Below are 26,502 nucleotides of genomic sequence, written 5' to 3' on the forward strand. Positions count from 1 at the left end.
CGGCCCTGTCCCGCGCGGGCAAGTCCGTACGGGCAAGTCCGTACAGGCAAGCCCCGTACGGGCCAGGGGCGGGCGCAGGTGAATCACCCGGCGTCGGCCGGGACCCTGCTCCGTACCGGGGCGGGCCGCTGAGCAAGTGAAGGTGACGGCGCCGCCGTTGCCCATCGAACCGGGAGGGCCCGCGCCGTGGACCAACCCCCTGCGGCGCGCGGCGTTTCCCCCTGTTTGCCACCGGAAGGAACGGACCTCCATGACCATGCTGGACGAGATCATCGGCGGTGTACGCGAAGACCTGACGGAGCGGCAACGCCGGCTGCCCGAGGGGGAGCTGCGTGCTCGCGTCGCGGATGCGCCGGCCCCGCTGGACGCCGCCGCGGCGCTGCGCTCGGCCGGCGGTGTCCAGGTCATCGCCGAGGTGAAGCGGGCCAGCCCGTCCAAGGGGCCGCTGGCCGACATCGCCGACCCGGCGGAGCTGGCCCGGGGGTACGAGCGGTCCGGCGCCGCGGCCGTCAGTGTGCTCACCGAGCAGCGGCGGTTCCACGGCACGCTCGGTGACCTCGACGCCGTACGCGCCGCGGTGCGGATTCCCGTGCTGCGCAAGGACTTTGTCGTGACGCCGTATCAGCTGTGGGAGGCGCGGGCGCATGGTGCCGACCTGGCGCTGCTGATCGTGGCGGCGCTGGAGCAGCACCAGCTCGCGGAGCTGACGCAGCTGGCGCGGGAGCTGGGGCTCACCGTGCTGACGGAGGTGCATGACGAACACGAGATCGAGCGTGCACTCGCCGTGCACGCCTCGGTGATCGGCATCAACGCCCGCAACCTGAAGACCCTGGCGGTCGACCGCGGCACCTTCGCACGGCTCGCGCCCCTCGTCCCGGCGGGCGTGGTGCGCATTGCGGAGTCCGGTATCCGCGGTCCGCAGGACGTGTCCGCGCTGGCCGCCCACGGTGCGGATGCCGTGCTGGTGGGCGAGGCCCTGGTGGCAGGGCGGGGCGGGCCCGGCCCGATGCTGAGCGCGTTGCGGGAAGCGGGGCGGCGCTGAGCGGGCCGCGTGGCGGGATGCGGTGCACCACCGCGGCGGGTCCGGGCAGGGACCGGCCGCGGTGCCGGCCGGCTCAGCCCGCCGCGGCGAGCTTGGTGGAGACGGCCGCCCAGCGCTCCAGGACCGCGGCCGCAGCTCCCGTGTCGATCGCCCGCGCACCGCGCGCCATCCCGGCGGCGATGCGCTCGGTGACCGGCCGGTGGGAGGGTTCGAGCGCCGCGAGTCCGGCGGCGGCCGACAGCAGCACGGCATCGCGCACCGGTCCCCGCTCGCCTCGCAGCAGCGCCCGCGCCACCTCCGCGTTGTGGGCGGCGTCGCCACCGCGCAGCGCCTGGGGCGGGGAGTACGGGACGCCGACGTCGCGCGGGTCGAACACCTCCTTGCGCACCTGCCCTTCGAGGACCGACCAGACGGTGGAGGTGGTGGTGACCGTCAGCTCGTCGAGCCCGTCGTCGCCGCGGAAGACCAGCGCACCGACCCCGCGCCGGGCCAGTACACCGGCGAGCAGCGGCGCCATCCTGGCGTCCGCCACACCGACCGCCTGCGCGGTCGGGCGCGCCGGATTGGTCAGCGGGCCGAGCGCGTTGAAGACCGTCGGGATGCCCAGTTCCCTGCGGGGTGTGGCGGCATGACGTACGGACGGGTGGAACAGCGGGGCGAAACAGAAGGTGATGCCGACCTCCGGGACCAGTCCGGCGATGTCGGGGACCGGCAGGTCCAGGGCCACACCGAGCTGTTCGAGTACGTCGGCCGAGCCGCACGCGGAGGACGCGGAGCGGTTGCCGTGCTTGACGACCCGCGCGCCGGCTCCCGCCGCGACGATCGCGGACATCGTGGAGATGTTGACGCTGTGGGAGCGGTCGCCGCCGGTGCCGACGATGTCGAGGGCCGGGCCCGGGACGTCGAGGGGCACCGCGTGGTCGTACATGGCGCGGACGAGTCCTTCGACCTCCGCCACGGTCTCGCCCTTCGCGCGCAGGGCCACCAGCAGACCCGCCAGTTGTGCGGGCGTCGCACCGCCCCGCATCACCTGGTCCATGGCCCATGCGGTGTCGTCCGCCGGGAGATCATTTCCCGTCAGCAGAGCCGTGAGAATGACCGGCCAGGACTTTTCCCGAGGTGTCACGGTCATACGGCATCCCCTTTTTCGGCCCATTCAGCCCATTCGGCAGTTCCGGCAGGCTCGGCAACGGGGTAATTCTGCGATCCGGTGCGGAGCGTCGGCCAGACCAATTGTCTCCAGTGACTCCAGTCCACTTTCCCGGAGAGGGAAAAGAATGACCTGGCACGCGTTGATCGATGTGTCGCGGGAATCCGAAGAACCGCTGACCGCCCAGATCGAGGGCAGAATCAGAGGGGAGATCTCCGCGGGTGTGCTGCATCCGGGCACCCGGCTGCCGTCCAGCCGGCAACTCGCCGAGGACGTGGGGGTTTCCCGCAGTGTGGTGGTCGAGGCCTACGGCCGGCTGATCGCCGAGGGCTATCTGGAGGCCGTCCAGGGCTCCGGCACCCGCGTGGCACAGCACCTGACCGCTCCCGCCCTGCCGACGCTGCTCGATGACCGTCCGGCGCCGCCGGTGCGCTGGGACCTGCGGACCGGTACGCCCCGGGTCGCCGGTTTCCCGCACCGCGAGTGGCTCGCCTCCTACCAGCGCGCCCTGCAGTCGGCCGAGCCGGGGGACCTCGACTACCCGCCGGTGTCCGGGGCCGAGGGGCTGCGCGAGGAGCTGGCCCGCTACCTCGGCCGGGCGCGCGGTGTGCTGACCACCCCCGGGCAGGTCATGGTGGTGTCCGGTTTCGCGCAGGCGCTCGGGCTGCTGTGCACCGTGCTGTCCGGCTCCGGTATCGACCGGATCGCGATGGAGGACCCCTGCCACCACCGTCAGCGGCAGTTCATCCGGGAAGTGGGCCTGCGGCCGGTGCCGGTCCCCGTGGATGAGGAGGGCATCGACGTCGAGGCGCTCGCCGCGACCGGCGTACGCGCCGTACTCGTCACCCCCGCCCACCAGTTCCCCACCGGCGTGACCCTGTCACCGTCCCGCCGGGAGGCCCTGGTCCGCTGGGCCCGCGAGACCGGCTCCTGGGTGATCGAGGACGACTACGACGGTGATCTGTGGCTGGAGCGCGGCGCGCGCCCCCTCGCCCTCCAGCGCCTCGCCCCCGAACGCGTCGTGTACGCAGGCACGGCGAGCAAGTCACTCGCTCCCGGCCTGCGCTTCGGCTGGCTGGCGGTGCCGGCCCGGCTGCTCGCCGCAGTGGAGCGGACCCGCTCGCACCGCGATCTGGGCTCCGACGTCCTCACCCAGCTCGCGTTCGCCGACCTCCTGCGCTCGGGGCACTTCGACCGCCATCTGCGCTGCCGGCGGGCTCACTACCGCCTGCGACGCGAGTGTCTGGAGCAGTCCGTACGCCGTTTCCTGCCCGGTGCCCGCATCATCGGCTCGGCGGCGGGGCTGCACGCGTATGTGCGGCTGCCACGCCGGGTCGACGAGGCCGCGCTGGTCGGGCGGGCGCTGGAGCGATCGGTGCTGGTGCCCGGCGGCCGGCGCTACCACGCCCGGCCCGAACGGGCCGCCCCCGCCCTGGTGGTGGGCTACACCGGGGTGCCGCGCACCGGCATCGTGGAGGCGGTCCAGGAGCTGGGCGCCGCCTACGCCCGGCTGCCCGCGGCCGTCCGTGCCGAGCGGTGCGCCTGAGCGCTCCGCCGGACGGGAGGCGCCCCGGGCGCGCGACGGCCGTCCGGCGCACGGCACCCGCCGGACGGCCGGACGGCCACCGGCGCCGGCCGCCCCGCCGTCACCGCCCCGCCGTCACCGCCCCGCGTCGGCCAGGAAGTTCTCGAAGAGCTGCAGCCCGCCCTCCGTCATGATGCTCTCGGGGTGGAACTGCACGCCCTCCACCGGCAGCGTGCGGTGCCGCACCCCCATCACATAGCCGTCGTCCTCGGCCGTCGCCGTCTCCTCCAGTTCGTCCGGCAGCGTCCGGGAGACGATCAGCGAGTGGTAGCGGGTGGCCACCGTGCTGTTCCCCAGGCCCTGGAAGAGCCCCCGGCCGTCGTGCCGTACCGGGCTCGTCCGCCCGTGCATCAGGTGGCCGGCGACCGCCACCCGGCCGCCGAACGCCAGGGCGATCGCCTGGTGGCCCAGGCACACCCCCAGCAGCGGCACCTGCCCGGCGAACCGGTGTACCAGCTCGACGTGTCCGGAGGCGGCGGGGTGCCCCGGGCCCGGCCCCAGCACCACCGCGTCGGGCCGCCCCGCCGCCAGCTCCCCGGGCGTACGCGCGTGGGAGCGCACCACCTCGGTGGTGACACCGAGAGTGCGCAGGTACTGGTCGATGATGTGCACGAAACTGTCGTACGCGTCCACGAGCAGAATCTTCATGACAGCAGTTCCTCACCGGTCAGCGCCCAGTAGGCGGCGCCCATCTTCGCCAGGGTCTCGTCCCACTCGGCCTCGGGCACCGACTCCGCGACGATGCCCGCCGAACTCTGTGTGGAGTAGGTCCGGCCGTCGTGCACGATCGTGCGGATGCACAGGGCGAGGCTGCTCCAGCCGCGTACGTCGATCAGACCGACCGCGCCCGCGTAGCTCCCGCGCGGCTCCTGCTCGATCCCGTCGATGATCTCCATGGCGCGCAGCTTGGGCGCGCCGGTCATCGTGCCTGCGGGGAAGGTGGCGCACAGCGCCTCCCACACGCCGGCATCCGGCTCCAGGTGCCCGCTCACCGTCGAGACGAGGTGGAAGACATGGGAGTACGCCTCCACCGTCATCAGGTCCCCCACCGACAGGGAGCGCGGCCGGCAGACCCGCCCGATGTCGTTGCGGCACAGGTCGACCAGCATCACATGTTCGGCCTGCTCCTTGGTGCTCGCCAGCATCTCCTTGACCCGGCGCTCGTTCTCCCGCGCGGTGTCCGCCTGCCGGGTGGTCCCGGCGATCGGCCGCATGACGATCTCGCCGCCCCCGGTGCGGAAGAACAGCTCGGGGCTGGCACCGATGAGGGTCTCGCCGCCCGTGCGCGGCACCAGGTACATGTACGGCGACGGGTTGCGCGACCGCAGCCGCCGGTAGACCTCGACCGGCGTCAACTCCGTCTCGACATCGACGCGGTGGCCGATCTGGATCTGGTAGATGTCGCCGACCCGGATGTGCTCCAGGCACCGGCGGGCCCACGCCAGGAAGGTGCCGCGCGCGACGGTGTCCCGCACCGACCGGGGCGCGGGCGCCTTTGGACACGTTCCGCCGCCGTCGGCCAGGGCGGCGGACGCTGTCACCAGGGCGCCGGGATCCGGGACGCGGGCAGCGGGGAACGCCTCCGCGTGGGCGGTCAGTTGCCGCGCGCGAACCGCCCCCGGGTCGTACCAGACGGTGTCGCGGAACAGCGTGAACGTCATGTCGGGGCCGCGCGGGGAGGCCTTCCGGTCCGGCAGCTCGTCCATGTGCCAGGCCGCCTCGTAGCCCAGGGCGGCCAGGAAGCCGAAGGCGTAGCTGTCGTGCGGCCGGCCGCTCTCCACGGCGAAGAGCTGCTGCGACCGCTTCATCAGATCCCAGACCTGCGCGGAATCCGCGAACCGGCGGCGTGCCGGGCCGTCCTCCGGGGCTGCCGGGTCCTCGGTCATCCCCGCCTCGCCGGCCGCCGCCAGCAGGGCGGCGCACAGCACCGGCGTACCGCTGACCTCGATGTGGCCGGCGAACACGCACACCTCGGCGAGCCGTCCGAAGCCGACCACCGCCGGGCCGCGGTCCCGCTCCGGCCCCGCCAGGCTCTCGAAGAGGAAGACCTCCTGCTCCCCGAGTTCCCCGAGCAGGCCGGTGTAGAGCCGGAGCGGGTCGTGCCACGGCAGCTCCGCTTCGGTGACCCGCACGCGCAGCGGCGCGCCGGTCCGATCCTGCCTATGGGCGCCGGCTCGCGTCATTGGTGTCATCTGAATTCCTTGTCCGCGCACTTTGGGCATGCGTGCTGTCCGCTCGGCGCTGGATTGCATTCCGGCCGCGGCCGCCGCGTCGGCGGGCGGCTTCGGCAAGAAAAACACCGGGCGGACGACGGCGACCAGACCAATTGACGAGGCGCCGGGCAGACCATTCCACCGATCCTTGACCGCATTCCGCGGACACGGTTGGAATGCTCTGCGCGGACCCCGTGCCCGGACGCCGGAGCCGCCCTCTCTCCGCGAAAGGCCGCGATGAATCTCCCCCCGATGACGGAATCCCGCCCCTGCGCCACCGCGCCTTCCCGGCCGGCCGCCCAGCAGCCCGGGTGGCCCGACCCGGATCTGCTGGGCGAGGTCACCGCCGGGCTCTCCCGGCTCCCCGAACTCGTCTTCGCCGAGGAGTGCGAGCGGCTGCGGGAGCGGATGGGCGCGGTGGCCCGTGGTGAGGCCTTCCTGCTGCAGGGCGGCGACTGCGCAGAGACGTTCGCCGGCGTCACCGCCGACGCGATCAACGGCAAGCTGCGGACGCTGCTGCAGATGGCCGTGGTGCTGACCTACGGCGCCTCGGTACCCGTGGTCAAGGTCGGCCGGCTGGCGGGCCAGTACGCCAAGCCGCGCTCGCAGCCGACCGAGACCCGCGACGGGGTCACCCTGCCGGCCTACCGGGGTGACGCGGTCAACGGCCTGGGCTTCACCCCGGCCGAACGCCGCCCCGATCCACGGCGGCTGCTGCGCATGTACGAGTCCTCGGCGGCAACCCTCAACCTCGTGCGTGCCTTCTCCACCGGCGGCTACGCGGGCCTGCACCACGCCCGGGACTGGAACCGGGACTTCATCACCGACTCGTCCGCCGGCCGCCGCTACGAGGAACTGGCCGACGACATCGACCGCTCGCTGCGTTTCATGGAAGCCTGCGGGGTCACCTCCCAGCAGCTGCACGCCGTCGAGTTCTTCGTCAGCCACGAGGGCCTGCTGCTCGACTACGAACAGGCGCTGACCCGCACCGACCCGGGGACCGGGCACACCTACGCCGGCAGCGGCCACCTGCTGTGGATCGGCGAGCGGACCCGCGACCTGGACGGTGCGCACGTCGACTACTTCTCCCGCGTCCGCAATCCGGTCGCCGTGAAGCTCGGCCCCGGCGCCACCGCCGATGAGGCTCTCGGTTACGCGGCCCGGCTCAACCCCCGTAATGAGGCGGGCCGTTTGACCTTCGTGGTCAGGATGGGGGCCGAGCGGGTCCGCGACCGGCTGCCCGCCCTGGTCGAGAAGGTCAGGGCCGAGGGCGCGGTGGTCGCCTGGGTCTGCGACCCGATGCACGGCAACACCTTCGTGGCCTCCAGCGGCCACAAGACCCGCCGCTTCGACGCCCTGATGGACGAGGTCCAGGGCTTCTTCCAGGTGCACCGCGCGCTGGGCACGCACGCGGGCGGGCTCCATGTCGAACTCACCGGCGACGACGTCACCGAGTGCGTCGGGGGCGACGACATCCTGGTGGAGGATCTGCACCGACGGTACGAGACGGCCTGTGACCCGCGCCTGAACCACCGTCAGTCGCTCGAACTCGCCTTCCGCGCCGCCGAGATGCTCCTTGATCCACTCCATGCCGGGAGATGCTCCCCGTGCTGGTGAGACACCAGGTATCGGTGTGAGCAAAGGGTCTCGATAATCCATCGATAAAGAGACCTCCTAGCTTCCCTTCCACCAAGCGTGAAATCGGCCGCCGATTTCACGATCCGACGGACATCCGGTGTGGGGTGCAACGCTCGTGGTGGGCAGCGCAGGAAGTCAGGGCGACGGCAAACCGATGGCTGGGTATCTCCCCGTCATACCCGCGGACGTCGCCGACGCCGTCGAGCGGGTGGCCCGGGAGTCCGGGGTCGACGCCGGGACCGTCCGGCTCGCCGCCCGGTCCATGGTGGCGGGGGTCGTCGCCGGTTTCCACGATTCGTCGGCCGGCGAGGGCACCTGGCGCGAGCTGATCGGCCGGGTGGCCACGGAGGACGGCCGGGCCGAGGCCCTCCGGGCGTGGCAGGGCGTCGGTGCACAGGACCGGGTGAGCCCCGAGCGGGTCGCCGGTTATGTGCTCACCGCGCTGCGGGCGCTGACCGGGGACCCGGACGGTGCGCACCACTCGCGCAGCCTGCTGTCGCCGGCCGAACTCACCGTCCAGTTCGAGGACTTCTCCGGCCCGGTCCGCCCCCTCCCGGACCGCCGGTTCCACGAGCTGTTCGAGGAGCGGGTGCGCCGTCACCCCGAGGCGGTCGCGGCTGTCCTCGGCGAGCACCGGTGGAGCTACCGGGAACTGAACCGCCGGGCCAACAAGATCGCCTGGTCGCTGCACCACAGGGGGCTGCGGGGCGAGGACGTGGTCGCCGTCGTCACCGAGCGCAGCCTGGAGTGGCTGGCCGCCGTGATCGGGGTGTTCAAGGCGGGCGGCTGCTATCTGCCGCTCGAACCGCACTTCCCGGCCGACCGGATCGCCACCGTCCTGACCCGCAGCGGGAGCCGGTGGGTACTCGCCGCGCGCGGTGTGCCCCACCTGGCCCGCGCGCTCGACGGCCGGGAGGGCGTGGAGCTGTCCTACCTCGACGACCTGCTGGCACAGGACGGGCCGGAGGACGACCCCGGCCTTGCGGTGGCCGCCGGCCAACTCGCCTACATCTACTTCACCTCGGGCTCCACCGGCGAGCCCAAGGGCGCGATGTGCGAGCACAACGGCTTCCTCAACCACCTGCTGGCCAAGATCGAGGATCTCGGTATCGACGAGGGCGAGGTGGTCGCGCAGACCGCCCCCCAGTGCTTCGACATCTCGCTGTGGCAGCTGGTCTCCGCGCTGCTGGTCGGCGGCACCACCCGGATCATCGGGCAGGAAGTCGTCCTGGACGTCCGCAGGTTCCTCGACACCCTGGCCGACGGGGGCGTGCAGGTCGCCCAGCTGGTCCCCTCCTACCTGGAGGTGGTGCTGTCCGCCCTGGAGGAGAGCCCCCGGGCTCTGCCCCGCCTGCGCTGTGTCTCCGTCACCGGTGAAGCCCTCAAGAAGGAACTCGTCCAGCGCTGGTTCGCCACCTTCCCCGGTGTGCTGCTGGTGAACGCGTACGGGCTCACCGAGACCTCGGACGACACCAATCACGAGGTCATGGACCGGGTACCCGGCCATCGCTCGGTGCCGCTCGGCAAGCCGATCCGCAATGTACGGGTGTACGTCGTCGACGAGCGGCTCTCGCCGGTGCCGCTCGGGGTGCCCGGCGAGATCGTCTTCTCCGGCGTCTGTGTCGGCCGCGGCTACATCAACGACGAAGCACGCACCAAGGCCGCCTTCGGGCAGGATCCGCACCGGCCGGGGGAGCGGCTGTACCGCTCCGGCGACTTCGGGCGGTGGCTGCCCGGCGGGACGCTGGAGTTCCTCGGCCGCCGGGACTCCCAGGTGAAGATCAGCGGATTCCGGATCGAGATCGGCGAGATCGAGAACCGGCTGCTCCAGGTGCCGGGCGTCCGCGACGGAGCGGTGGTGACCGCGGGAACCTCCGAACGCCCCTGTCTGGTCGGCTACTACACCGGCTCCGCGGACGTGGGCCCCGAGGCCGTACGCGAGGCGCTGGCCGGGGTACTGCCCGGATACATGGTGCCGCAGCACCTGCACCACGACACCGACCTGCCGCTCACCGCCAACGGGAAGATCGACAAGAAGGCCCTGGTCCGGATGGCGGCCGAGGCGGAAGAGGCAGCCGGCAGCACCGGGTTCGAGGCCCCGGCGACCGCCGCCGAACAGCGGGTCGCCGCCCTGTGGGCAGGCCTCCTCAAGGTGCCGCCGGAGCGCATCGGCCGCGGATCGCGCTTCGCCGAACTCGGCGGCACCTCACTGACCGCGATCCGGCTGGCCATCGCCCTGGACCGGGTGGTGTCGGTCAAGGAACTCGCCCACACGCCGACCGTCGCCGACGTGGCCGCGCTGCTGGAGCGGAAGGCGGCCGAGCAGCCGGCCCGGGAGCCGCAAGGCACCGGCGGCGCCGGCTGACCGCACGGCCGTCCGTGCCCGCCCCGCGAGGAAACCACCGAGAGAGACAGAGAAAATGAGTTCCCACACCGTGCACGCCTCACCCGCCATGGCCGCGCCCGCCGCCGGCGGCCCGGCCCCGCACCCCGCCGGTCTGCCGGTTCTGCGCGCGGCGCCCGAAGGCGGCACCGCGGCCGGCTGGGCGCAGGATCACCGCGGCGCCGTCCATGACCTGGTCGCCGAGCACGGCGCCGTGCTGCTGCGCGGCCTGGGCGTCAGCTCGGCGGACGAGGTGGCGGCGGTCGCGACCGCGCTCGGCCTGGCGCGGATGACCGAGCGGGAGCGGTTCGCCCCGCGGCGCTCCCGTGCCGAGGGCGTCTACTCGTCCTCCGAATGGCCCGCGGACGAGCCGATGTGCATGCACCACGAGCTGAGTTACGCCTCCGAGGTGCCCGGCCTGTTGCTCTTCGGCTGCCTCACGGCTCCGGACGGGGGCGGCCGCACCGCGGTCGCCGACTCGCAGGAGGTCCTCAAGGCGCTGCCCGACGGCCTGGTGGCCCCCTTCGCCCGCGACGGCTGGCTGCTCACCCGCATGTACCACGACATCGGTGTCTCCTGGAAAGAGGCGTTCGGCACCGAGGACCCGGCCGAGGTCGATGCGTACTGCGCACGGGCGGGCCTGGAGCACGAGTGGCTGCCGGACGGCCGGCTGCGCACCCGGCAGCGCCGCTCCGCCGTGGTCGACCACCCGCGTACCGGCCTCCCGGTCTGGTTCAACCAGGTGGCCTTCCTGAACGAGCGGACCCTCGACCCGATGATCCGCGAGTACCTCGTCGACCTCTACGGCCCCGAGGGCCTCCCGTTCAACACCGCGTACGGCGACGGGACGCCCCTCACCGGGGAGACCGTCGAGACGATCAACGCGGCCTACCGCGACGCCACCGTGGGCGAGCCGTGGCAGGACGGGGACGTCCTGCTCGTCGACAACCTCCGGATGGCACACAGCCGCGAGCCGTACCAGGGCGCCCGCGACATCGTGGTGATTTTCGGCAACCCGGTCCGGCTCGCCGGGCACGTCCGTCCCTGACCTCTTGAACTGTGGAGTCCTGATGTCCCGTTCCGCCCCGGCGCCCTCGTTCGCCGTGATCTCCGGCGGCCAGGTGCACCGCGCCCTCGAAGGCCGGCACCGCGAGGTCGTCGATCTGATCGAAGCCGCCTACCGCACCCATGGCGCGGGTGACACCGTCAACCCGCCCTCCTACTTCCTGCGCTTCCCGGACCGCCCCACCTCCCGGATCATCGCCCTGCCGGCGTCGATCGGCGGCGAGGTGCGGGTGGACGGGATGAAGTGGATCTCCAGCTTCCCCGAGAACGTCGCCGCCGGGATCCCCCGGGCCTCCGCCGTCCTCATCCTCAACGACCACGACACCGGCTATCCGCTGGCGTGCCTGGAGAGCTCCATCATCAGCGCCACCCGCACCGCGGCCTCCGCGGCGCTGGCCGCCGACCGGCTCACCGCCCACCGTGAACGCCCGCGGCGGATCGGCTTCTTCGGCGTCGGGCTGATCGCCCGCTATGTGCACCAGTACCTCGCGGGCACCGACTGGTCCTTCGACGAGATGGGCGTGTTCGACCTGTCCGCGGAGTACGCCGGCGGGTTCGCCACGTATCTGAAGGACGCGACGGGCGGCGCCGGCCGGATCACCGTGCACGAGAGCGCCGAGGACCTGGTCCGCAACAGTGACCTGCTGGTCTTCGCGACGACCGCGGGCACACCGCACGTCACCGACCCCGGCTGGTTTTCGCACCACCCGGTCGTGCTGCATGTGTCACTGCGCGATCTGTCCGCCGAGGTGGTGCTCTCGGCGGCCAACATCGTCGATGACGTGGAGCACTGCCTCAAGGCGGACACCTCGCTCCACCTGGCCGAACAGCGGCTCGGGCACCGGGACTTCGTCGACGGAACCCTCGACGATGTGCTCGCCGGCCGCCTCACCCCGGCCGCCGGCCGCCCGGTGATCTTTTCGCCGTTCGGGCTCGGGGTGCTCGACCTGGCCGTCGGCAAGCATGTCTACGACACCGTGCTCGCCGCCGGGGAACTGCCGGTCGTCGAGGACTTCTTCCATGAGATGCGTCGATACGGCTGAGTGGTCCGCATCCTCCAACAGCGCGTATGCGGGAGGTACTGTGCCGATTATCTCGGCTCCGCAAGAGTTCAACGAGGACGATCTCTACGTAGATCTGCGGTCCTCCATCGGGGTACCCCTCTACCTCAAGTGCGAGGGGTTCAACTTCGCCGGTTCCATCAAACAGAAGGCCGCCCTGGAAATGGTCGAGGCGGCCGAGAAGTCGGGTCTGCTCACCAGCCGCTCGGTCCTGGTGGAATCCTCGTCAGGCAACCTCGGGGTCGCGCTCGCCACGATCGCGGCGAGCAAGGGCTACCGGTTCGTGTGCGTCACCGACAGCCGCTGCAACCTGGCGACCAAGCAGATGATGGAAGCGCTCGGCGCCGAGGTGCACACCCTCAACGAGCCCGACCCCGAGGGCGGGTTCCTCGGCGCACGGCTCGCGCACGTCCAGCGGCTGTGTGCGAGCGACAAGCGGTACGTCTGGCTCAACCAGTACCTCAACGCCAACAACTGGCGGGCGCACCACCGGCTGACCGCGCCGCACATCGCACAACGGTTCCCCGCGCTCGATGTGCTCTTCGTCGGGGCCGGTACCACCGGGACGCTGATGGGGTGCGCACGCTGGTTCGACGAGCACCGGCCCGCCGTGCGGATCGTCGCGGTCGACAGCGTCGGCTCGGTCACCTTCGGCGGGCCGGCCGCGCCCCGGATGATCCCCGGCCTCGGGGCCGGGGTGCGCCCGCCGCTGCTGGACGAGTCCCTGGTGGACCAGGTGGTGCAGGTCCGGGAGATCGACACCGTACGGGCCTGCCGCCGGCTGGTCGGTCAGGGATTCCTCTTCGGCGGCTCCACCGGGACGGTCGTCGCCGGTGCTTCGCAGTGGCTCGCCGAGCACGCCCCCGACCGCGAGGGGATCACCGCCGTGGCCATCGCCCCCGACCTGGGCGAGCGCTATCTGGACACGGTCTACCAGTCCAACTGGGTCCGTCACATGTACGGATCCGAGGCGATCGACCTGGACGAATCCGCGATCGCCGAACCGGCGTGACGCTCCGCCGGCTCCTCATCCCTCCGCGCCGCAGCGGAACCGGTACTGCAGAAAGAGACACACGATGACCAATCCGTTCGAGAACCCCGAAGGCCGCTACCTGGTCCTGGTCAACGACGAGGACCAGTACTCCCTGTGGCCGGCCTTCGCCGAGGTCCCGGCCGGCTGGCGGGTGGCCAACGAGGAGGCGGGGCACGAAGAGAGCCTCGCCTACATTTCCGAACACTGGACCGACATGCGTCCGCGCAGTGTCGTCGAGGCGATGGGTTGATCGGCATGACGTTGACAGTGGAGACCGGCGCCCGGCCGGTGACCCTGACGGTGGACGGCGACGAGGCGCTGCTGACGGAGCGGGTGGCCCAGGAGCTGTCCGCACCCGGCGAGAGGGTGGACGACCCCGCCTGGCTCGCCCGCGCCCGCCGGTCCTGGTCCGACCTGCCGGCCCAACTGGCCGGTGGACTCCGGGAGTTCCGCAAGGACTCCGGACCCACCGGCACGATGCTGATCCACGGTCTGCCGGTGGGCGGGGCGACGCTGCCGCCGACCCCCAGCAGGCCCGGTTCCGTGCAGCGCGACGCCACCGTGTCCGCTTCGGTCCTGGCCATGGTCGCGAGCGGTCTGGGGGATCCTGCCGCCTACCGCCCGGAAAAGACCGGGGCTATCGTCCAGGACGTGGTCCCGGTGCCCGGACAGGAGGACTACCAGAGCAACGCGGGCTCGGTGCTGCTCACGTTCCACACCGAGAACGCGTTCCACGCGCACCGTCCGGACTTCGTGATGCTGCTGTGTCTGCGCGCCGACCACGAGCGGGTGGCGGGTCTGCGTACGGCGTGCATCCGGGAGGTGCTGCCGTTGCTGACCGAGGAGTCCCGGCAGGCGCTGTTCAGCAAGGAGTTCGTCACGGCGCCGCCGCCCTCGTTCGGCCTGGACGGTGCGGGGGCCGAGCCGCATGCGGTGCTCCGCGGGGCCGTTGAGGACCCGGACATCTGCGTGGACCTGGCGGCCACCGAACCGAGGACCCGGCGGGCCAAGGAGGCCATGGCCGAACTGCAGGAGCTGTTCGACCGTACTGCGCAGACCGTCCGGCTGGTCCCCGGCGACCTGGCCATCGTGGACAACCGCGTGACCGTGCACGGCCGTACGTCCTTCCGCCCCCGCTATGACGGACAGGACCGCTGGCTGCAGCGCACCTTCGTCCTCACCGACCTGCGCCGCTCCAGAGGGCTCCGGGACGGTGACGGGCACGTGCTCGACTAGGACCGTGGCGCCGCGGATGCCGCGGCACCACGGAGGGCAGCGGTGGAGGGTGCCTTCGCCCGCGCCGGCCGGTTCACCCCGGACCGGATGACGTCGTGGGGGAGGTGCCCTCCTCCGGTGTGTGCGGGGTGGGGGAAAATGCGCCGCACGGGAGGGGGATTCGGCCAAGAAGCCGGCAGGCGCGCGTCGGCAGAACCGGTACTTCCCCTTCCGGGTTGGCCGGATCGTGACGCCGGGACGGTGCTCCATGAACGGTTCCTTAAATGTCCACTCGACTGTCCAGCAAACTTGACGGAGAACAGTCGTTCCCATAGCGTTAACCACGACATCGCGACCCGGGGGGTAAGGGGGGAACCCGTATCCACCACCGGGGTTCGCAACGGGGCGAGCGTGCTGCACTTCCGTGATCTGGTCCTCTTTGAGTGACGCAATCCATCGCGTGAACGGTGCTGAAGGAAGATGTGGCGCGATCCATGCTGAATTTGAGTGGGCGATGAAGACCAAGAATGCGTTCCCGTGATGTGAGCCGCCGTCTGGTAAACGGTCAGGCTTGACAGCCGGCGGACCCACGGGGGGTCCGGGGGCGAGTGTGCCGCGGGGTGAGGACCTGCCGGGGGATCCGGCGAAGAGCCTTCGACCAGCCAAGACGTTCACGTTTCAGCATCTTCGCCGGCGTCGCACGCAGTGCACGCCCGGTGCGGCGACGGCCGTCGGCATACGGTGCGGCAGGCCTGCCAGTTGTTGTTCGTCCGGTTGTGACAGGCGCCATCGGCCAGCCGTCACGGGCACCCGGCGAACTCTGTAGCACATTTGCCGTGGACGCCGGAGGGAATCCGGCGGATCCGGTACGGGGGTTGGGGACCGCTTTTCAAGCTGTCCGCTCGTCACATCGTCAGGACCGTTTGCCCGGCCTGGTGACTCCCCCATTCATTGTTGAGGCACGGTCTTTCAGTGCAGGGGGAACTAGTGGGGGACCAGCTCAGATTTCATATCCTGGGTTCTTTGGAGGTAACCAAGGATAACCAAAGGATAGCCATCGGCGGCGCCCGGCAGCGCACCATTCTCGCGCTGCTGCTGCTCAATCCGGGGCGCATCGTTTCGGTCGACACCCTGGTGGAAACGGTGTGGAACGGCCGCCCGCCCGCCACCGCGCGTACGCAGGTGGCGATCTGCATCGCCGCACTCCGCAAACGGTTCAAGGCCGAAGGGTGTGACAACGAAGTCATCGTCACGGCGCACCCCGGCTATCTGCTCGCCCTGGAGAACCACTACGTGGACTCGGTCGAGTTCGAACGCCTCACGTTGCACGCCCAGGAAGCGGCGAAGGAGCAGCGGACGGCCGACGCGGCGGCCTTGCAGGAAGAGGCGCTGGCGCTCTGGCGCGGCCCCGCGCTGGCGGGGGTCGCCGGAACCCTGGTCGAGGACGAGATGGAGCGCCTGGAGGAGCTCCGCCTCGCCGGCTATGACGGCTATGTCGGCGCGCAGTTGGAGCTGGGCCACCACGCTGACCTGATCCCCGGGCTGGTCGCCGTGGTCCGCGACCATCCGCTGCGCGAACGCTCCCGCTATGCCCTGATGCTCGCCCAGTACCGCGTCGGCCGCCGGGCGGAGGCGATGGAGACCTTCCGGGAGGGGCGGGCGCAGTTCATCGAGGGGCTCGGCCTCGAACCCGGTCCCGAACTCCGTGAGCTGCACGACGCCATCCTGCGTGACGACCCCTCGCTGATGGCCTCCGCGGTTGTCGTCCCGAAGAAGGCGACGGAGACACCGCGGGCCGCCCCGCTGGAACTGCCGGCCGACATCCCGGCCTTCGTCGGCAGAGAAGTGCCGCTGGCCAGCCTGCACACCCTGGTCCAAGGGCAGGGCCGAGGGCCGGCCATGGGCTTCATCACAGGTGGCGCGGGCGTCGGCAAGACGGGCTTGGCCGTCCACTGGGCCCACCAGGCCGCCGATGACTTCCCCGACGGGCTCCTCTTCGCTGACATGTGGGGGTACGACGAGAACCACGAGCCCGCCAAGGCCACCGTCGTCCTCGGCTGGTTCCTGCGCTCCCTCGGCGTTCCGGAGGCGGAGATCCCCGCCGAGACGCATGAGCGCGCGGCGCTGTACCGCAGCGTGCTGGCCGACCGCCGGGTGCTGATCGTGCTGGACAACGTCCGCTCCTTCGACCAGGTGCGGGCCCTCATCCCGGGCAGCTCGCGCAGCTGTGTGCTGCTCACCAGCCGCAGTCTGCTGGAGCAGCTGGTGGTCCGGCACGGCGCGCTCCGGATCCATCTGGACGTGCTGCGCCGGCAGGAGGCGACCGGACTGCTGGCGCAGTTCATCGGCGAGGACCGGGTCAATGCCGCCAGGACGGACGCCGAACGGCTCGTCGAGCTGTGTGACCGGCTGCCGCTGACCGTACGGATCGCCGCAGCCCGGCTGGCCGCCAAGCCGCACTGGCCGATCGGCTACCTGGCCTCCCGGCTGGACAACGAGCAGCTCCGGCTGGACGAGCTCAGCTCGGGGGAGTCGCAGGTCAGGTCGAGTTTCGCGCTGAGCTACCGTGCGCTGCCGCACGATGCCGCCCTGCTGTACCGCAGACTCGGCCTCCTCGATGCCCCGGACTTCGCCGGCTGGGTCGGCGCCGCCCTGCTGGCGACCGACACCCGCAAGGCCGAGGGTCTGATGGAGAGCCTGGTCGACGCCCACCTCCTCCAGACCGTGGGCTTCGACTCCACGGGGCAGCCGCGGTACGGCTTCCGGAACCTGCTGCGGCTCCATGCGAGGGAGCGGGCGGAAGAGGACGGAAGCGCCCTGGAGCAACGGGAGGCCCTGCACCGTGCCTTCCGCGGCTGGCTCTGCGTCGCCGGGCACGCACGCCGCTCGGCCGGCAGCGGGCGGGAGTTCGGCCCCGGCCACGGCGCGCAGGCGCTCTTCGGGGCGCCGGCCCCGTCCGGTCCGATGGACGCCGCGGAACTCGGCCTGCTCACGGCATCGCCGTCCGGTTGGTTCGAGGCCGAGCGGCTCGCCCTGATCTCCGTGATCGACCAGGCCGCCCGGTGCGGCATGGACGACATCAGCCGGGAGCTGACCGAGCTGGTGGTCCGGCCCGCGGTCGCCTGTCAGCACAGCTGAGTGGTTTTGGCCCACGCGCCGTCCCGAACCGGCATCCGGCCGGCGACGGCGCGTGGGCCTGCGTCATGACCAGGGTCCGGGTGCCCCGTGACCGCTCCTCGGCCACCCGTGTGACCTGCGAGATTGTCGCGGAACGCCGTCTTTACTTCGCCCGTCCGGCCCGCCGAAAGGCCCGGCGGGCTCTGCGTGTTGTCCCCGGCCGGGCCGTTCTGGGCAAGCATCAAGATGCTTCATTATTTTTCCCGAAGTATCGGGCCATTCCTCTCTCTTTACCTGCCATGTACACTCGCATGGACATGCAGAGGCTTGACGGGAGGTCGCCGAGCATGAACACGGCGTCGGACGACGCTCCCGGAGTCTGGCTGGCCAGTGCGGTCTGGGGCCTGTTGGAGGAAAAGTACGGCCGGGGGAATGTCCCCTCCGTCAGGAAGCTCACCCAGCTTATTCGTGAAGCGAATGACAGTGCCACGATCTCGCACAGTCATGTGCACAATATCCTCAAGGGTGAGGCACCCAATATCACGGACAAGACGCGGGAGATGCTCGCGCGGTTCTTCGAACTGCCGCCCGCCCGCCTTGTTCCCCCCGCCGCCCGGCCCTCCACTGACGGGGAGCACCGGTGGGAGACGCTGGCCTTCCGCTTCTCCTCCTTGCAGCCGGATGAACTGGCCGCGATCGAAAAGGCCATTCAGATGGTCAAGGAGGAAAGAGGCGGCGGCGCCGGGTAGCCCGCAGCGCGGCATGTCCGCACAGTCCCTCGGGGAGCGATGAGCCGACGGTGCCCACGGTCGAGAAGGAGCGATTCCATCGCCAGGAAGCACGTGCGAGCGATCGCGAGGAAGCTCGTCCTGAGACTTCCGGATCTTCCCCAGCCGTGGGACGTCGAAGAGTTGTGCCGCGCACTGCAAAGGTCACGGGGGCGATCCCTGACGCTGCATCCGGCGGACATACCTGCCATGCCGTCCGGCTTTTGGTACGACGACGGGGAAAGCGACCACATCTTTTATGCCGCTGCGGTCTCCGGGTATTACCGGGACCACATCATCCTGCACGAGATCTGCCATATGCTCGCCGGCCACGGCAGGGCCCCCGGTGATCTGCCGGCCACGCGTTCTGCCGGCCCCGCCGTCCGCGGCCAGGTCCTGCCCTGCCACACCACCGAAGAGGAAATCGCGGAGACCTTCTCCGCCATGGTGCTGAAACGCGCCCGTCGCATGCGGCACAAGGGAGTCAGCGCGGTGGAGAGCCGGGCGCAGGAGCTGTTGGGGGCCACCGGTGCTCGACGCGCCTGATGTCGTCGAGACGGTGCGCGGTGTTCTGCTCCTCGTCGTGTGGTCCGTGCTGGTCCTGCGCATTCCGGCACTGTGGAATCCACGGCGGCGTCCCGTCTGGTACGTCCTCATGGCGCTGGCGGCGGGGTCGCTGGTCCTTCAGGCCCCGGTGGGGGAGTGGATCGATCGCACCACCGGAGCTGCCAAGGCCGGTGAACTCGCCGTCGCTCTTGTGGCGCTCACGGACTTCGCGGCCGTCTGGTGGTTCGCGATACGGCTGCACACGGCGGGGTGCGCCGTGCCGCCCTGGCTGCGCCGCGCTCCGTGGGTGAGCGGCGCCACCATGGCCGCGCTGGCCCTGTTCTTCTTCGCCGTGACGCCCGCGGCCGAGCGCTTCGGCGCGCAGGCCCGCGGATGGTGGACCGGCTACATGGCCGCCTGGATCGCCTACGGCCTGCTGACCGCGGTGGGAGCGGGGGTCCTCTTCTGGAAGCACGGCCTCACCCTGTGCAGGCCCGTGCTGCGCCTGAGCGTGCTGGCGCTCGCCCTCGGCACCAGTGCGGAGGTGCCGTATGTGATGGTGCGGACGGTCAGGTGGATCACTCCCGACGGCTCGCCGGAGCTTGCCCTGACCGGCTTCTGGTGCTCCTTCGCGCGCTTCGTCCTGGTGGCGCTGGGCTGTTCGCTCGCCGCCCTGGAACCGCCGATGAAGGCCTTTGTGCACTGGCACCGCAGACAACGGCTGCGCGGTCTGTGGCTGCTGCTCCGTCAGGCGACACCGGAGCTCGTGGTGGTGAAGCCGCGCTCGCGAGGTGCGGATCTCCTCGACTTCTCCCACGCATGGGAGCAACTCCACCAGCGCGTCATCGACATCCGTGACAGCATCACGTATCTGCACGACGGCTGGGCATCGCCACGGCTCCTGCGGGAGGCACGGCGGTGTGCGGCCGGCACCGGAGCCCCCGGGCGTGGGAGGCTGCTCGCCACCGCCTGCTGGATCGAGGCGACCCGGCGCGATGCGATGGCGGGCCTGGCCAAGCGTCATCTCGGCGCCGACAAGGGCCTGTTGCCGCAGGTGCTGGCCGACGACTCCACCATGTACCGCGAGATCGGCCATCTCCTCCGGCTCCACAGAACCCTCCGGTCGCGACGCGTCCGTGCCTTCGCCGATGACGTCCGCCACCAGGCCTCGCCGACCGCCCGCCGGTAGCCCGGCGCGACCCGCGCACCCCGGCTCGCCGCCCGTCGGCGCGGGCCGTCCGGTCGCCTCAGAGGGTGCGGCGCCCGTACTGGCGTACCGCCAGCGGAACGAAGAGCAGCATCAGACCACCGATCCAGAGCAGCGCCCCGGACACATTCCCGGCCACCGGCCCGCCCACCAGCAGCCCCCGGCAGGAATCGACCACCAGCGTGGTCGGGTTGACCTCCACGAATGCCTGGAGCCAGCCCGGCATGGTCGACGGCGGGGCGAACATCGAACTGCCGAACTGCAGCGGGATCATCCAGAGGAAGCCCACCGACTGGACCGCCTGGGGGCTGCGGATGACCAGACCGATATACGCGGCGATCGACGACAGGGCGACGCCGTAGAGCACCAGAAGACCCACGGCGGCGAGTACGCCCGGCACATCGGTGCGGACGCGGAACCCGATGAGGAACGCGAAGGCCAGGATGACTGCCTGGCCGAGGGCCAGCCGGCACACGTCCGCGAGGATCCGGCCGGACAGCACGGCGGAGCGCGCGATGGGCATGGACCGGAAGCGGTCCATGACTCCCTTGCTGAAGTCCAGGTTGAGCGCGGTGCCCGTGACCTGGGCGGCGAAGCTGACGGTCTGCACCATGATGCCGGGGATCAGGTACTGCCGGTAGTCCGCCTGGCCCTTGCCGATCGCCCCGCCGAAGACGTACACAAAGACCAGCGTGAACACCATCGGCATGAGGGTGGCGTCGAGCAGCTGTGAGGGATCGTGCTTGATCTGGACCAGATTGCGCCGCGCGATGGCCAGCGACTGGCCCACGGCGGTCCGTACGCCGACCCGGGACCGGGAGGGCCCCGGCTCGGTGTCCGGGCCGGGTGGGGCGAGCAGTGCGGCGGTCATGCCGTTCTCCGTGTGTCGTCGGCCGGGTTGCCCGCGGTGAGCGTGAGGAAGACCTCGTCGAGGCTGGGGGTGTGGGTGTCGATGGCGTCGACCGGCACTCCGGAGGCGGCGAGCATCCGCACCGCGGCCGTCAGGTCCGCCTGCCCGGCGACCGGCAGGGTGATCAGTCCTTCGACCGGGTCCGCGACGGCGGTGCGGCCGCCGGTGCCGGTCAGCTGCCGTGTCACCTCGGCGAGATCGGCGCCGCGGTCCGGCCTGATGCGCAGCACCTGACCGCCGATCCTGCCCCGCAGCTCGGCGGGGGTCCCCTCGGCGATCACCCGCCCGTGGTCGATCACCACGACGTTCTCGGCGAGGGCTTCGGCCTCTTCCATGTACTGCGTGGTGAGCAGGACCGTGGTCCCCCTGCCGACCAACGACCGCACCATGTCCCACAGTTCGTTGCGGCTGCGCGGATCGAGGCCCGTGGTGGGCTCGTCCAGATAGAGCACCTCGGGCTCGCCGACCAGACTGGCGGCCAGATCGAGCCGCCGGCGCATACCGCCCGAGTAGTCGCGCGGCAGCTTCCGGGCGGCATCGGTCAGCCTGAACCGCTCCAGCAACTCGTTGGCCAGGGCCTTCGCGCGCCGGGCCGGCAGCCGGTGGAGCCGGCCGATCAGATAGAGGTTGTCCCAGCCCGGAATGGTCTCGTCCACGGACGCGTACTGCCCGGTCAGGCCGATCCGCCCACGGACCTGGTGGGCCTCGGCCACGACGTCGAACCCCGCGACCCGCGCCCGGCCGCCGTCCGGGCGCGCCAGCGTGGCCAGCATCCGGACGATGGTGGTCTTCCCCGCCCCGTTGGGCCCGAGCAGGCCGAGCACGCTGCCGGCCGGCACCTCCATCGTGACCCCGTCCACGGCCCGTGACGAGCCGAACTCCTTGACGAGATCCTCGACTTCGATCGCGGCGGTCATCGGGCGGCCCGGACGGGGCCGGTGCCCAGGGGCCCCGTTGAAAGACCAGAAGTGAGCATGTGACGCCTTCCCGGGACAGTCTCGACAGCATCGGTGCGGGCGATGCTAGGAAGCGCGCTTATCGCCTGTGTATCGGCCGATTTCCACGGGCTCTCGCGAGGGCGCCGGCTACGGGCCGGGGCTCACTGCCCCGCGACGACCAGGCCCGCCTCGTAGGCGAAGACCGCCGCCTGCGTACGGTCGCGCAGGCCGAGCTTCACCAGAATGCGGCTGACATGGGTCTTCACCGTCTGTTCCGCGATGACCAGGCGCGCGGCGAGTTCCGCATTGGACAGACCCTGGGCTATCAGACGGAGCACCTCGGTCTCGCGCTCACTGAGGTCCGCGACGCGCTCGTTGCGCAGACGGGGCGTGTGCATCCGGGAGAATTCCTCGATCAGACGCTTGGTGACCGTCGGCGCGAGCAGGGCTCCGCCCCGGGCCACGGTCCGTACCGCGTCCGCGAGTTGATGGGCGGACGAGTCCTTGAGGAGGAAGCCGCTCGCGCCCACCCGCAGCGCCTCGTAGACGTATTCGTCCGAGTCGAAGGTGGTGAGAATGATGATCTTGACGTCGGGGTTGCCCTCGGTGATCCTGAGCGTGGCCTCCAGGCCGTTGAGCACCGGCATCCGTACGTCCATCAGCACGATGTCCGGGGCGAGCTCACCGACCTGCCGGACCGCGTCCTCGCCGTTCACCGCCTCGCCCACCACATCGATGTCGGGCTGGGCGTTGAGCAGGATGCCGAAACTCTCCCGGATCATGGTCTGGTCGTCGGCGACCAGTACGCGGATCGTCATGCCCGCTCCCCCTCGTTCGTGGGCAGCGTGGCCGTCACTTCGTACCAGCCGTCTTCCCGCGGCCCGATGTGCAGGGTGCCGCCCAGTGTGGAAGCCCGCTCCCTCATTCCCAGCACGCCGTGTCCCCTCCCCGCCTGACGCCGCGCACCGGTTGCCGGGCTGTTGGAAACACGGATGCGGATGTCGGTCCGGCCGTAGGATAGCTCGAACTCGACCTGGCAGCCGGGGGCATGGCGCAGCGCGTTGCTCAGTGCCTCCTGGACGATCCGGAACGCCGACAGCTCCACGCGCTGGGGCAGCGGCCGGGACGTACCGGAGACCACCGACTCGATACGCAGTCCGGCCGCCCGGACGTTGTCCACCAGCTCCCCGATGTTCTCCAGCGTCGGCTGGGGGGTGAACCGGCCGTCCCCGGGCTGCTCGTCCGACCGCAGCATGCCCAGGATGTGCCGCATCTCGGTGAGGGCCGCCAGCGCGTTCCCCCTGATGCTGGCGAAGCTGTCGCTGAGTTCCGCGGGCGGGTCCGTCACCCGGTACGGCGCCGCTTCCGCCTGCACCGCAATCACGGACATGTGGTGGGCGACGACGTCGTGGAGCTCGCGGGCTATGCGGGTGCGCTCCTCCAGCAGGGCCCGCCGGGTCCGTTCGAACTCGGTGAGGACCTCCTGCTCCCGCAACTTGTGCTCGGCCTCGCTGCGCCCGCGCACCACCGCGGTGACCGCCAGCCCGAACGCGGAGAGCAGGGCGAGCAGGAAGAGGTCGTTGTCGTCGGACACCGGGGTGAGCACAGCGGTCAGCAGCCCGCCGACCAGCACGGTGAGCAGCCACTGGGTGAGGTACACCCGGGGCTGGGCCCGCCAGGCGACGATCAGCGTGACGGTCAGATGCGTGATGAGCCCGGTCTCCGTCCAGGGCCATGGGGCATCGGCCGGTGCGGCGGCGCCCATGGCGGCCAGACCGATCCCGTACGGCAGCGTCGCCACGAGCGACAGCCACCAGGCCGCCATGGGCCGCACCAGAGCCAGCACGACCGGCGCGGCCTGGGCGCAGGCGAGGGCCGCGGCGCCCGCCCACATCAGATCCAGCCGGTCGGAGACGGCCAGGGCGTTCGGTACCGCCAGATCCACCGCGAAGAACACGGCGAGCACGACCAGGAGCTTCCGCAGTACGCGGTGGCGCACCCGGGGCAGGAACGGCGCGGGGCGGGCGGAGAGGGCGAACAAGTCATGACGCAGCGCCCGCAGGGTGGAGGCGGAGAGCGGCCGCGCGCCGCCGGTCCGCCGGGGTGAGCGCTGCGGCGGGCTCTCGGTGTCCGGTATCACCGGCCCATCGTACGGAGGCGTCCCCGCCGCCCGAGCCGGTGAAGCGCCCGCGTTCCGGCCGGCCCGGGGCGCTGCCGGCGGCGCCCGCTAAGGGGGTGATAGTCCCGCGATAAGGCCGGCCCCTAGCGTCCACCCGGCGAAGCGTGAAGTCACCGGTGGATCCCGTGGTCCGCCGCGTCCGGCAGGTACGCGGGCGCGGGAGGCCCAACGGCCCCTCCGCTCCCGCCCGGTGCCGTGCACGGGACGCGGACTTCGATGCTCGCGGCCCTCGCCGAGGGCCTCCGTCCGCCGGCCGTCACCGGTCCTCGAACTGCCGGACCGGTGGGCAGGCAATTTCTCATTCGCGGAGACCGATGTTCCAGGGATTTCTCCTCGGTGCTCGGCTCCGCCGGGCACAGGGAGGTGGGGGTGTATGTCTCTCGGCCACGACGATCCGTCGGACATCGTCCTGGAGTCGTACGGACAGGACGACACGCAAATCCTTACCGAGATCGCGCACTGGCTTCGCTCCTTTCTCACCCGTGCGCATCCCGGTCTCGGCCGTAAGGGCGCGGTGTGCCCCTTCATGGAGCAGTCCCTGAAACTGGGGCGGACCGCACTCAGTTCCGTGGACATCAGCGGGACCCGCGGACCGGGGCGGCTGGCCACCACCGCCCGTTCCGCGCTGTCGCGGCTCGGGGACCGCAGCGCGCCGGACAGTGTGTACAACGCCTTCGTCATGGTCCCGGTGGGGGCGCCCGCCGAGGTGTGCCGCGAGCGGATTCTCGACGTCCAGCAGGAACTGAAAGCGGAAGCCGTCGCGGCCGGCAAGATGGTGGGTGAGTTCTACCCCGGCCATCCGATGCCGGGAATCCACAGCGATACCTTCCGTCCGCTGGTCAGCCCTCATCCGGTGCTCGCGGTCCGCGCCATGGTGGTCACCGACATCCTCTTTCTGACCTTCCCCGCGATTCCGGCGGCGGAACGGCTCTCGTATCTGCGGGTGTGGCACGGGCTGTTCGGCGAGGGAACGGCCGGGCCCTGGGGCGAGATCTACGAGAAGGCCCGCGCCGAGGCGGAGAGGGACGTCAGTGAATACGCTTGACCAGGAACGCCGGCGGCTCGCCGAGATCTTCGACGTGGCGCCGAGCCGGGTGCTCCACGCCGTCTGTGCGCTCGGCGTCGCCGACCGTGTGCCGCCCGGAGGCAGCACCGTGGAGCAGATCGCCGCTGCCCTCGGCACGGACGCCATGCGCTTGTCGCGTCTCGTCCGGGCCGCGGAATCACTGGGCATCTTCCGGGTCGACGGGGCGGGGACGGTACATCTCACCCCGGCCGGGACGCTCCTGCGGTCCGACCAGCCGGGCAGCCTGCGCGCCGAATTCTCCGACAACGCCCTCTTCACGGCCTGGGGCCCGTTCGCCGAGACGGTGCGCGGCGGCCGCCCCAGCTATGAACTCGCCAACGGCATCCGGATCTTCGACAGCATGAGCGGCGACGCCCATGCGCTCGCCACCTTTCACGAGCACATGCGGATGCGTGCCGGGCAGATGTACCGCTCCCTGCTTCCTTTTCTCCTGGGACGCTGCGCCGAGGACGTCGTGGATCTGGCGGGTGGTACGGGCGGGCTCAGCGAACTCCTGCTGGAGGGCAGCGAAACCCTCCGGGTCACCCTCACCGACCTGCCCGAAGTCATCGGGCTGATGCCACCGGAAATGCTGCGCCGCTACGGGGACCGGTTCTCGGCCGAGGCGGGCGACATGCAGCAGGGAATTCCCCGGGGCCATGGCACCTATCTGCTCGGAAGTGTGCTGCACGACTGGTCCGATGACGAGTCCGCGTCGATTCTGCGGCGCTGTGCCCAGGCCATGATTCCGGGCAGTGAACTCATCCTGCTGGAAAGGGTGCTGGCCGAGTCCGGTCCGGATACGCGCCGCATGGGCGATATGTGGATGATGGCCATGACCGGGGGACGGGAACGAACCCGGCAGGAATGGGCCGAGCTGGCCGGTCGTGCCGGACTGACGCTGCGGCACGTCCACCACGGAGCCGGCGAGATCTCGGCGGTGGTGCTGGGCCGTGCCGGGTGATTCCTGGCTTCGGTTTTCCCGCGATGGGGAAAAGGCGAGGAAGAGAGCCGGAGCGGTTTTCGCCGTCGCGGCCGCTGTTGTCGCCGCGGGTGTTCTCGCGGCGCCCGCGGCATCCGCGGCTGCACACCCGGTCAAGATCGTGTGCACGGATACCCGGGGTGTTGAGTCCACCGCTTACGGGCCGTGGGCCGGTAACGCGAAGACGCCGAGCCGGCCGTGCCCGGGAGCGTCGTACCTGGTCCGTGTGGGCTCGGTGATCCAGGACTGAATGCGGCATTCCCGTTGAGCGGTGATGCTTCGCCATGGGCGTGGGGGCGGGGGGTGGCGGCCCCCCACCCCAGGCCCGCTGGGGCCCCCTACCCAGGCGGGTGGGGGAGGGCAGAGCGGAACAGATTGGCGGGGGGGCTGGTCGGCACTCGAAGG

Annotated in this window: 22 protein-coding genes; 15 read left to right on the forward strand and 7 right to left on the reverse strand. The window is 71.0% G+C overall.

The window, feature by feature from the left end; genetic code table 11:
- The first annotated feature begins 250 nt into the window (after positions 1 to 250).
- Positions 251 to 1,042, forward strand: coding sequence for an indole-3-glycerol phosphate synthase TrpC (trpC, locus tag ACWGJY_RS28680; RefSeq protein ID WP_453263760.1), 792 nt, complete (start codon positions 251 to 253; stop codon positions 1,040 to 1,042).
- A 73-nt stretch (positions 1,043 to 1,115) separates the two neighbouring features.
- On the opposite strand, the gene trpD is transcribed toward trpC, so the two are convergent.
- Complete coding sequence (gene trpD / locus ACWGJY_RS28685; RefSeq protein WP_453263761.1) at positions 1,116 to 2,174, reverse strand: anthranilate phosphoribosyltransferase; 1,059 nt, start codon at positions 2,172 to 2,174, stop codon at positions 1,116 to 1,118.
- A 145-nt stretch (positions 2,175 to 2,319) separates the two neighbouring features.
- Here trpD and pdxR point away from each other — a divergent pair, with 145 nt between their 5' ends.
- Entirely contained in the window at positions 2,320 to 3,738 is a 1,419-nt protein-coding gene (gene pdxR / locus ACWGJY_RS28690) for a MocR-like pyridoxine biosynthesis transcription factor PdxR (RefSeq protein WP_453263762.1), read from the forward strand.
- A gap of 114 nt (positions 3,739 to 3,852) precedes the next feature.
- On the opposite strand, the gene ACWGJY_RS28695 is transcribed toward pdxR, so the two are convergent.
- Positions 3,853 to 4,425: an anthranilate synthase component II gene (locus ACWGJY_RS28695; RefSeq protein ID WP_453263763.1), complete on the reverse strand. Its 573-nt coding sequence runs from the start codon at positions 4,423 to 4,425 to the stop codon at positions 3,853 to 3,855.
- Complete coding sequence (locus ACWGJY_RS28700; protein WP_453263764.1) at positions 4,422 to 5,969, reverse strand: anthranilate synthase component I family protein; 1,548 nt, start codon at positions 5,967 to 5,969, stop codon at positions 4,422 to 4,424. Before ACWGJY_RS28700 ends, ACWGJY_RS28695 begins: the two co-directional genes overlap by 4 nt.
- A 273-nt stretch (positions 5,970 to 6,242) precedes the next feature.
- Between ACWGJY_RS28700 and ACWGJY_RS28705 the strand changes: the two genes are divergently transcribed.
- The 11 genes from ACWGJY_RS28705 (at position 6,243) to ACWGJY_RS28755 (ending at position 20,004) form a co-directional block, all read left to right on the forward strand.
- Positions 6,243 to 7,607: a class II 3-deoxy-7-phosphoheptulonate synthase gene (locus ACWGJY_RS28705; protein ID WP_453263765.1), complete on the forward strand. Its 1,365-nt coding sequence runs from the start codon at positions 6,243 to 6,245 to the stop codon at positions 7,605 to 7,607.
- Positions 7,608 to 7,782: 175 nt separating this feature from the next.
- The gene (locus tag ACWGJY_RS28710) at positions 7,783 to 9,993 is read left to right on the forward strand and encodes a non-ribosomal peptide synthetase (RefSeq protein ID WP_453263766.1); all 2,211 of its coding nucleotides are present in this window, start codon (positions 7,783 to 7,785) and stop codon (positions 9,991 to 9,993) included.
- A gap of 55 nt (positions 9,994 to 10,048) precedes the next feature.
- Entirely contained in the window at positions 10,049 to 11,059 is a 1,011-nt protein-coding gene (locus ACWGJY_RS28715) for a TauD/TfdA family dioxygenase (protein ID WP_453263767.1), read from the forward strand.
- A 22-nt stretch (positions 11,060 to 11,081) separates the two neighbouring features.
- Complete coding sequence (gene sbnB, locus ACWGJY_RS28720; protein WP_453263768.1) at positions 11,082 to 12,119, forward strand: 2,3-diaminopropionate biosynthesis protein SbnB; 1,038 nt, start codon at positions 11,082 to 11,084, stop codon at positions 12,117 to 12,119.
- 40 nt (positions 12,120 to 12,159) lie between these two features.
- Positions 12,160 to 13,149 carry a 2,3-diaminopropionate biosynthesis protein SbnA gene (gene sbnA, locus ACWGJY_RS28725; RefSeq protein ID WP_453263769.1) on the forward strand — a complete coding sequence of 330 codons (990 nt, stop codon included), beginning with the start codon at positions 12,160 to 12,162 and terminating at the stop codon, positions 13,147 to 13,149.
- Between the two features lie 64 nt (positions 13,150 to 13,213).
- Positions 13,214 to 13,420, forward strand: a complete 207-nt coding sequence (locus ACWGJY_RS28730; protein ID WP_453263770.1) for an MbtH family protein — start codon at positions 13,214 to 13,216, stop codon at positions 13,418 to 13,420.
- A 5-nt stretch (positions 13,421 to 13,425) separates the two neighbouring features.
- Positions 13,426 to 14,406 carry a TauD/TfdA family dioxygenase gene (locus ACWGJY_RS28735; RefSeq protein WP_453263771.1) on the forward strand — a complete coding sequence of 327 codons (981 nt, stop codon included), beginning with the start codon at positions 13,426 to 13,428 and terminating at the stop codon, positions 14,404 to 14,406.
- Between the two features lie 1,002 nt (positions 14,407 to 15,408).
- On the forward strand, positions 15,409 to 17,523 hold the full coding sequence (locus tag ACWGJY_RS28740) for a BTAD domain-containing putative transcriptional regulator (protein ID WP_453263772.1): 2,115 nt from the start codon (positions 15,409 to 15,411) through the stop codon (positions 17,521 to 17,523).
- Between the two features lie 326 nt (positions 17,524 to 17,849).
- On the forward strand, positions 17,850 to 18,251 hold the full coding sequence (locus ACWGJY_RS28745) for a hypothetical protein (protein WP_453263773.1): 402 nt from the start codon (positions 17,850 to 17,852) through the stop codon (positions 18,249 to 18,251).
- A gap of 228 nt (positions 18,252 to 18,479) precedes the next feature.
- Complete coding sequence (locus tag ACWGJY_RS28750) at positions 18,480 to 18,815, forward strand: hypothetical protein (RefSeq protein WP_453263774.1); 336 nt, start codon at positions 18,480 to 18,482, stop codon at positions 18,813 to 18,815.
- On the forward strand, positions 18,799 to 20,004 hold the full coding sequence (locus ACWGJY_RS28755) for a DUF6545 domain-containing protein (RefSeq protein WP_453263775.1): 1,206 nt from the start codon (positions 18,799 to 18,801) through the stop codon (positions 20,002 to 20,004). The genes ACWGJY_RS28750 and ACWGJY_RS28755 overlap by 17 nt, the downstream gene beginning before the upstream one ends.
- Positions 20,005 to 20,062: 58 nt before the next feature.
- On the opposite strand, the gene ACWGJY_RS28760 is transcribed toward ACWGJY_RS28755, so the two are convergent.
- The 4 genes from ACWGJY_RS28760 to ACWGJY_RS28775 form a co-directional block, all read right to left on the reverse strand.
- Positions 20,063 to 20,893 (reverse strand): ABC transporter permease, encoded by an 831-nt coding sequence (locus ACWGJY_RS28760; RefSeq protein WP_453263776.1) that lies wholly within the window; start codon positions 20,891 to 20,893, stop codon positions 20,063 to 20,065.
- Positions 20,890 to 21,849, reverse strand: coding sequence for an ATP-binding cassette domain-containing protein (locus ACWGJY_RS28765; protein ID WP_453263777.1), 960 nt, complete (start codon positions 21,847 to 21,849; stop codon positions 20,890 to 20,892). The genes ACWGJY_RS28760 and ACWGJY_RS28765 overlap by 4 nt, the downstream gene beginning before the upstream one ends.
- Before the next feature lie 182 nt (positions 21,850 to 22,031).
- Positions 22,032 to 22,688, reverse strand: coding sequence for a response regulator (locus ACWGJY_RS28770; RefSeq protein WP_453263778.1), 657 nt, complete (start codon positions 22,686 to 22,688; stop codon positions 22,032 to 22,034).
- On the reverse strand, positions 22,685 to 24,010 hold the full coding sequence (locus ACWGJY_RS28775) for a sensor histidine kinase (protein ID WP_453263779.1): 1,326 nt from the start codon (positions 24,008 to 24,010) through the stop codon (positions 22,685 to 22,687). The genes ACWGJY_RS28770 and ACWGJY_RS28775 overlap by 4 nt, the downstream gene beginning before the upstream one ends.
- Positions 24,011 to 24,422: 412 nt before the next feature.
- Between ACWGJY_RS28775 and ACWGJY_RS28780 the strand changes: the two genes are divergently transcribed.
- Both ACWGJY_RS28780 and ACWGJY_RS28785 read left to right on the forward strand, forming a co-directional pair.
- Positions 24,423 to 25,094: a DUF6875 domain-containing protein gene (locus ACWGJY_RS28780; RefSeq protein WP_453263780.1), complete on the forward strand. Its 672-nt coding sequence runs from the start codon at positions 24,423 to 24,425 to the stop codon at positions 25,092 to 25,094.
- Positions 25,081 to 26,079 (forward strand): methyltransferase, encoded by a 999-nt coding sequence (locus ACWGJY_RS28785; protein WP_453263781.1) that lies wholly within the window; start codon positions 25,081 to 25,083, stop codon positions 26,077 to 26,079. Before ACWGJY_RS28780 ends, ACWGJY_RS28785 begins: the two co-directional genes overlap by 14 nt.
- The last annotated feature ends 423 nt before the right edge of the window (positions 26,080 to 26,502 follow it).

The organism is Streptomyces sp. NPDC054765, assembly GCF_053612065.1.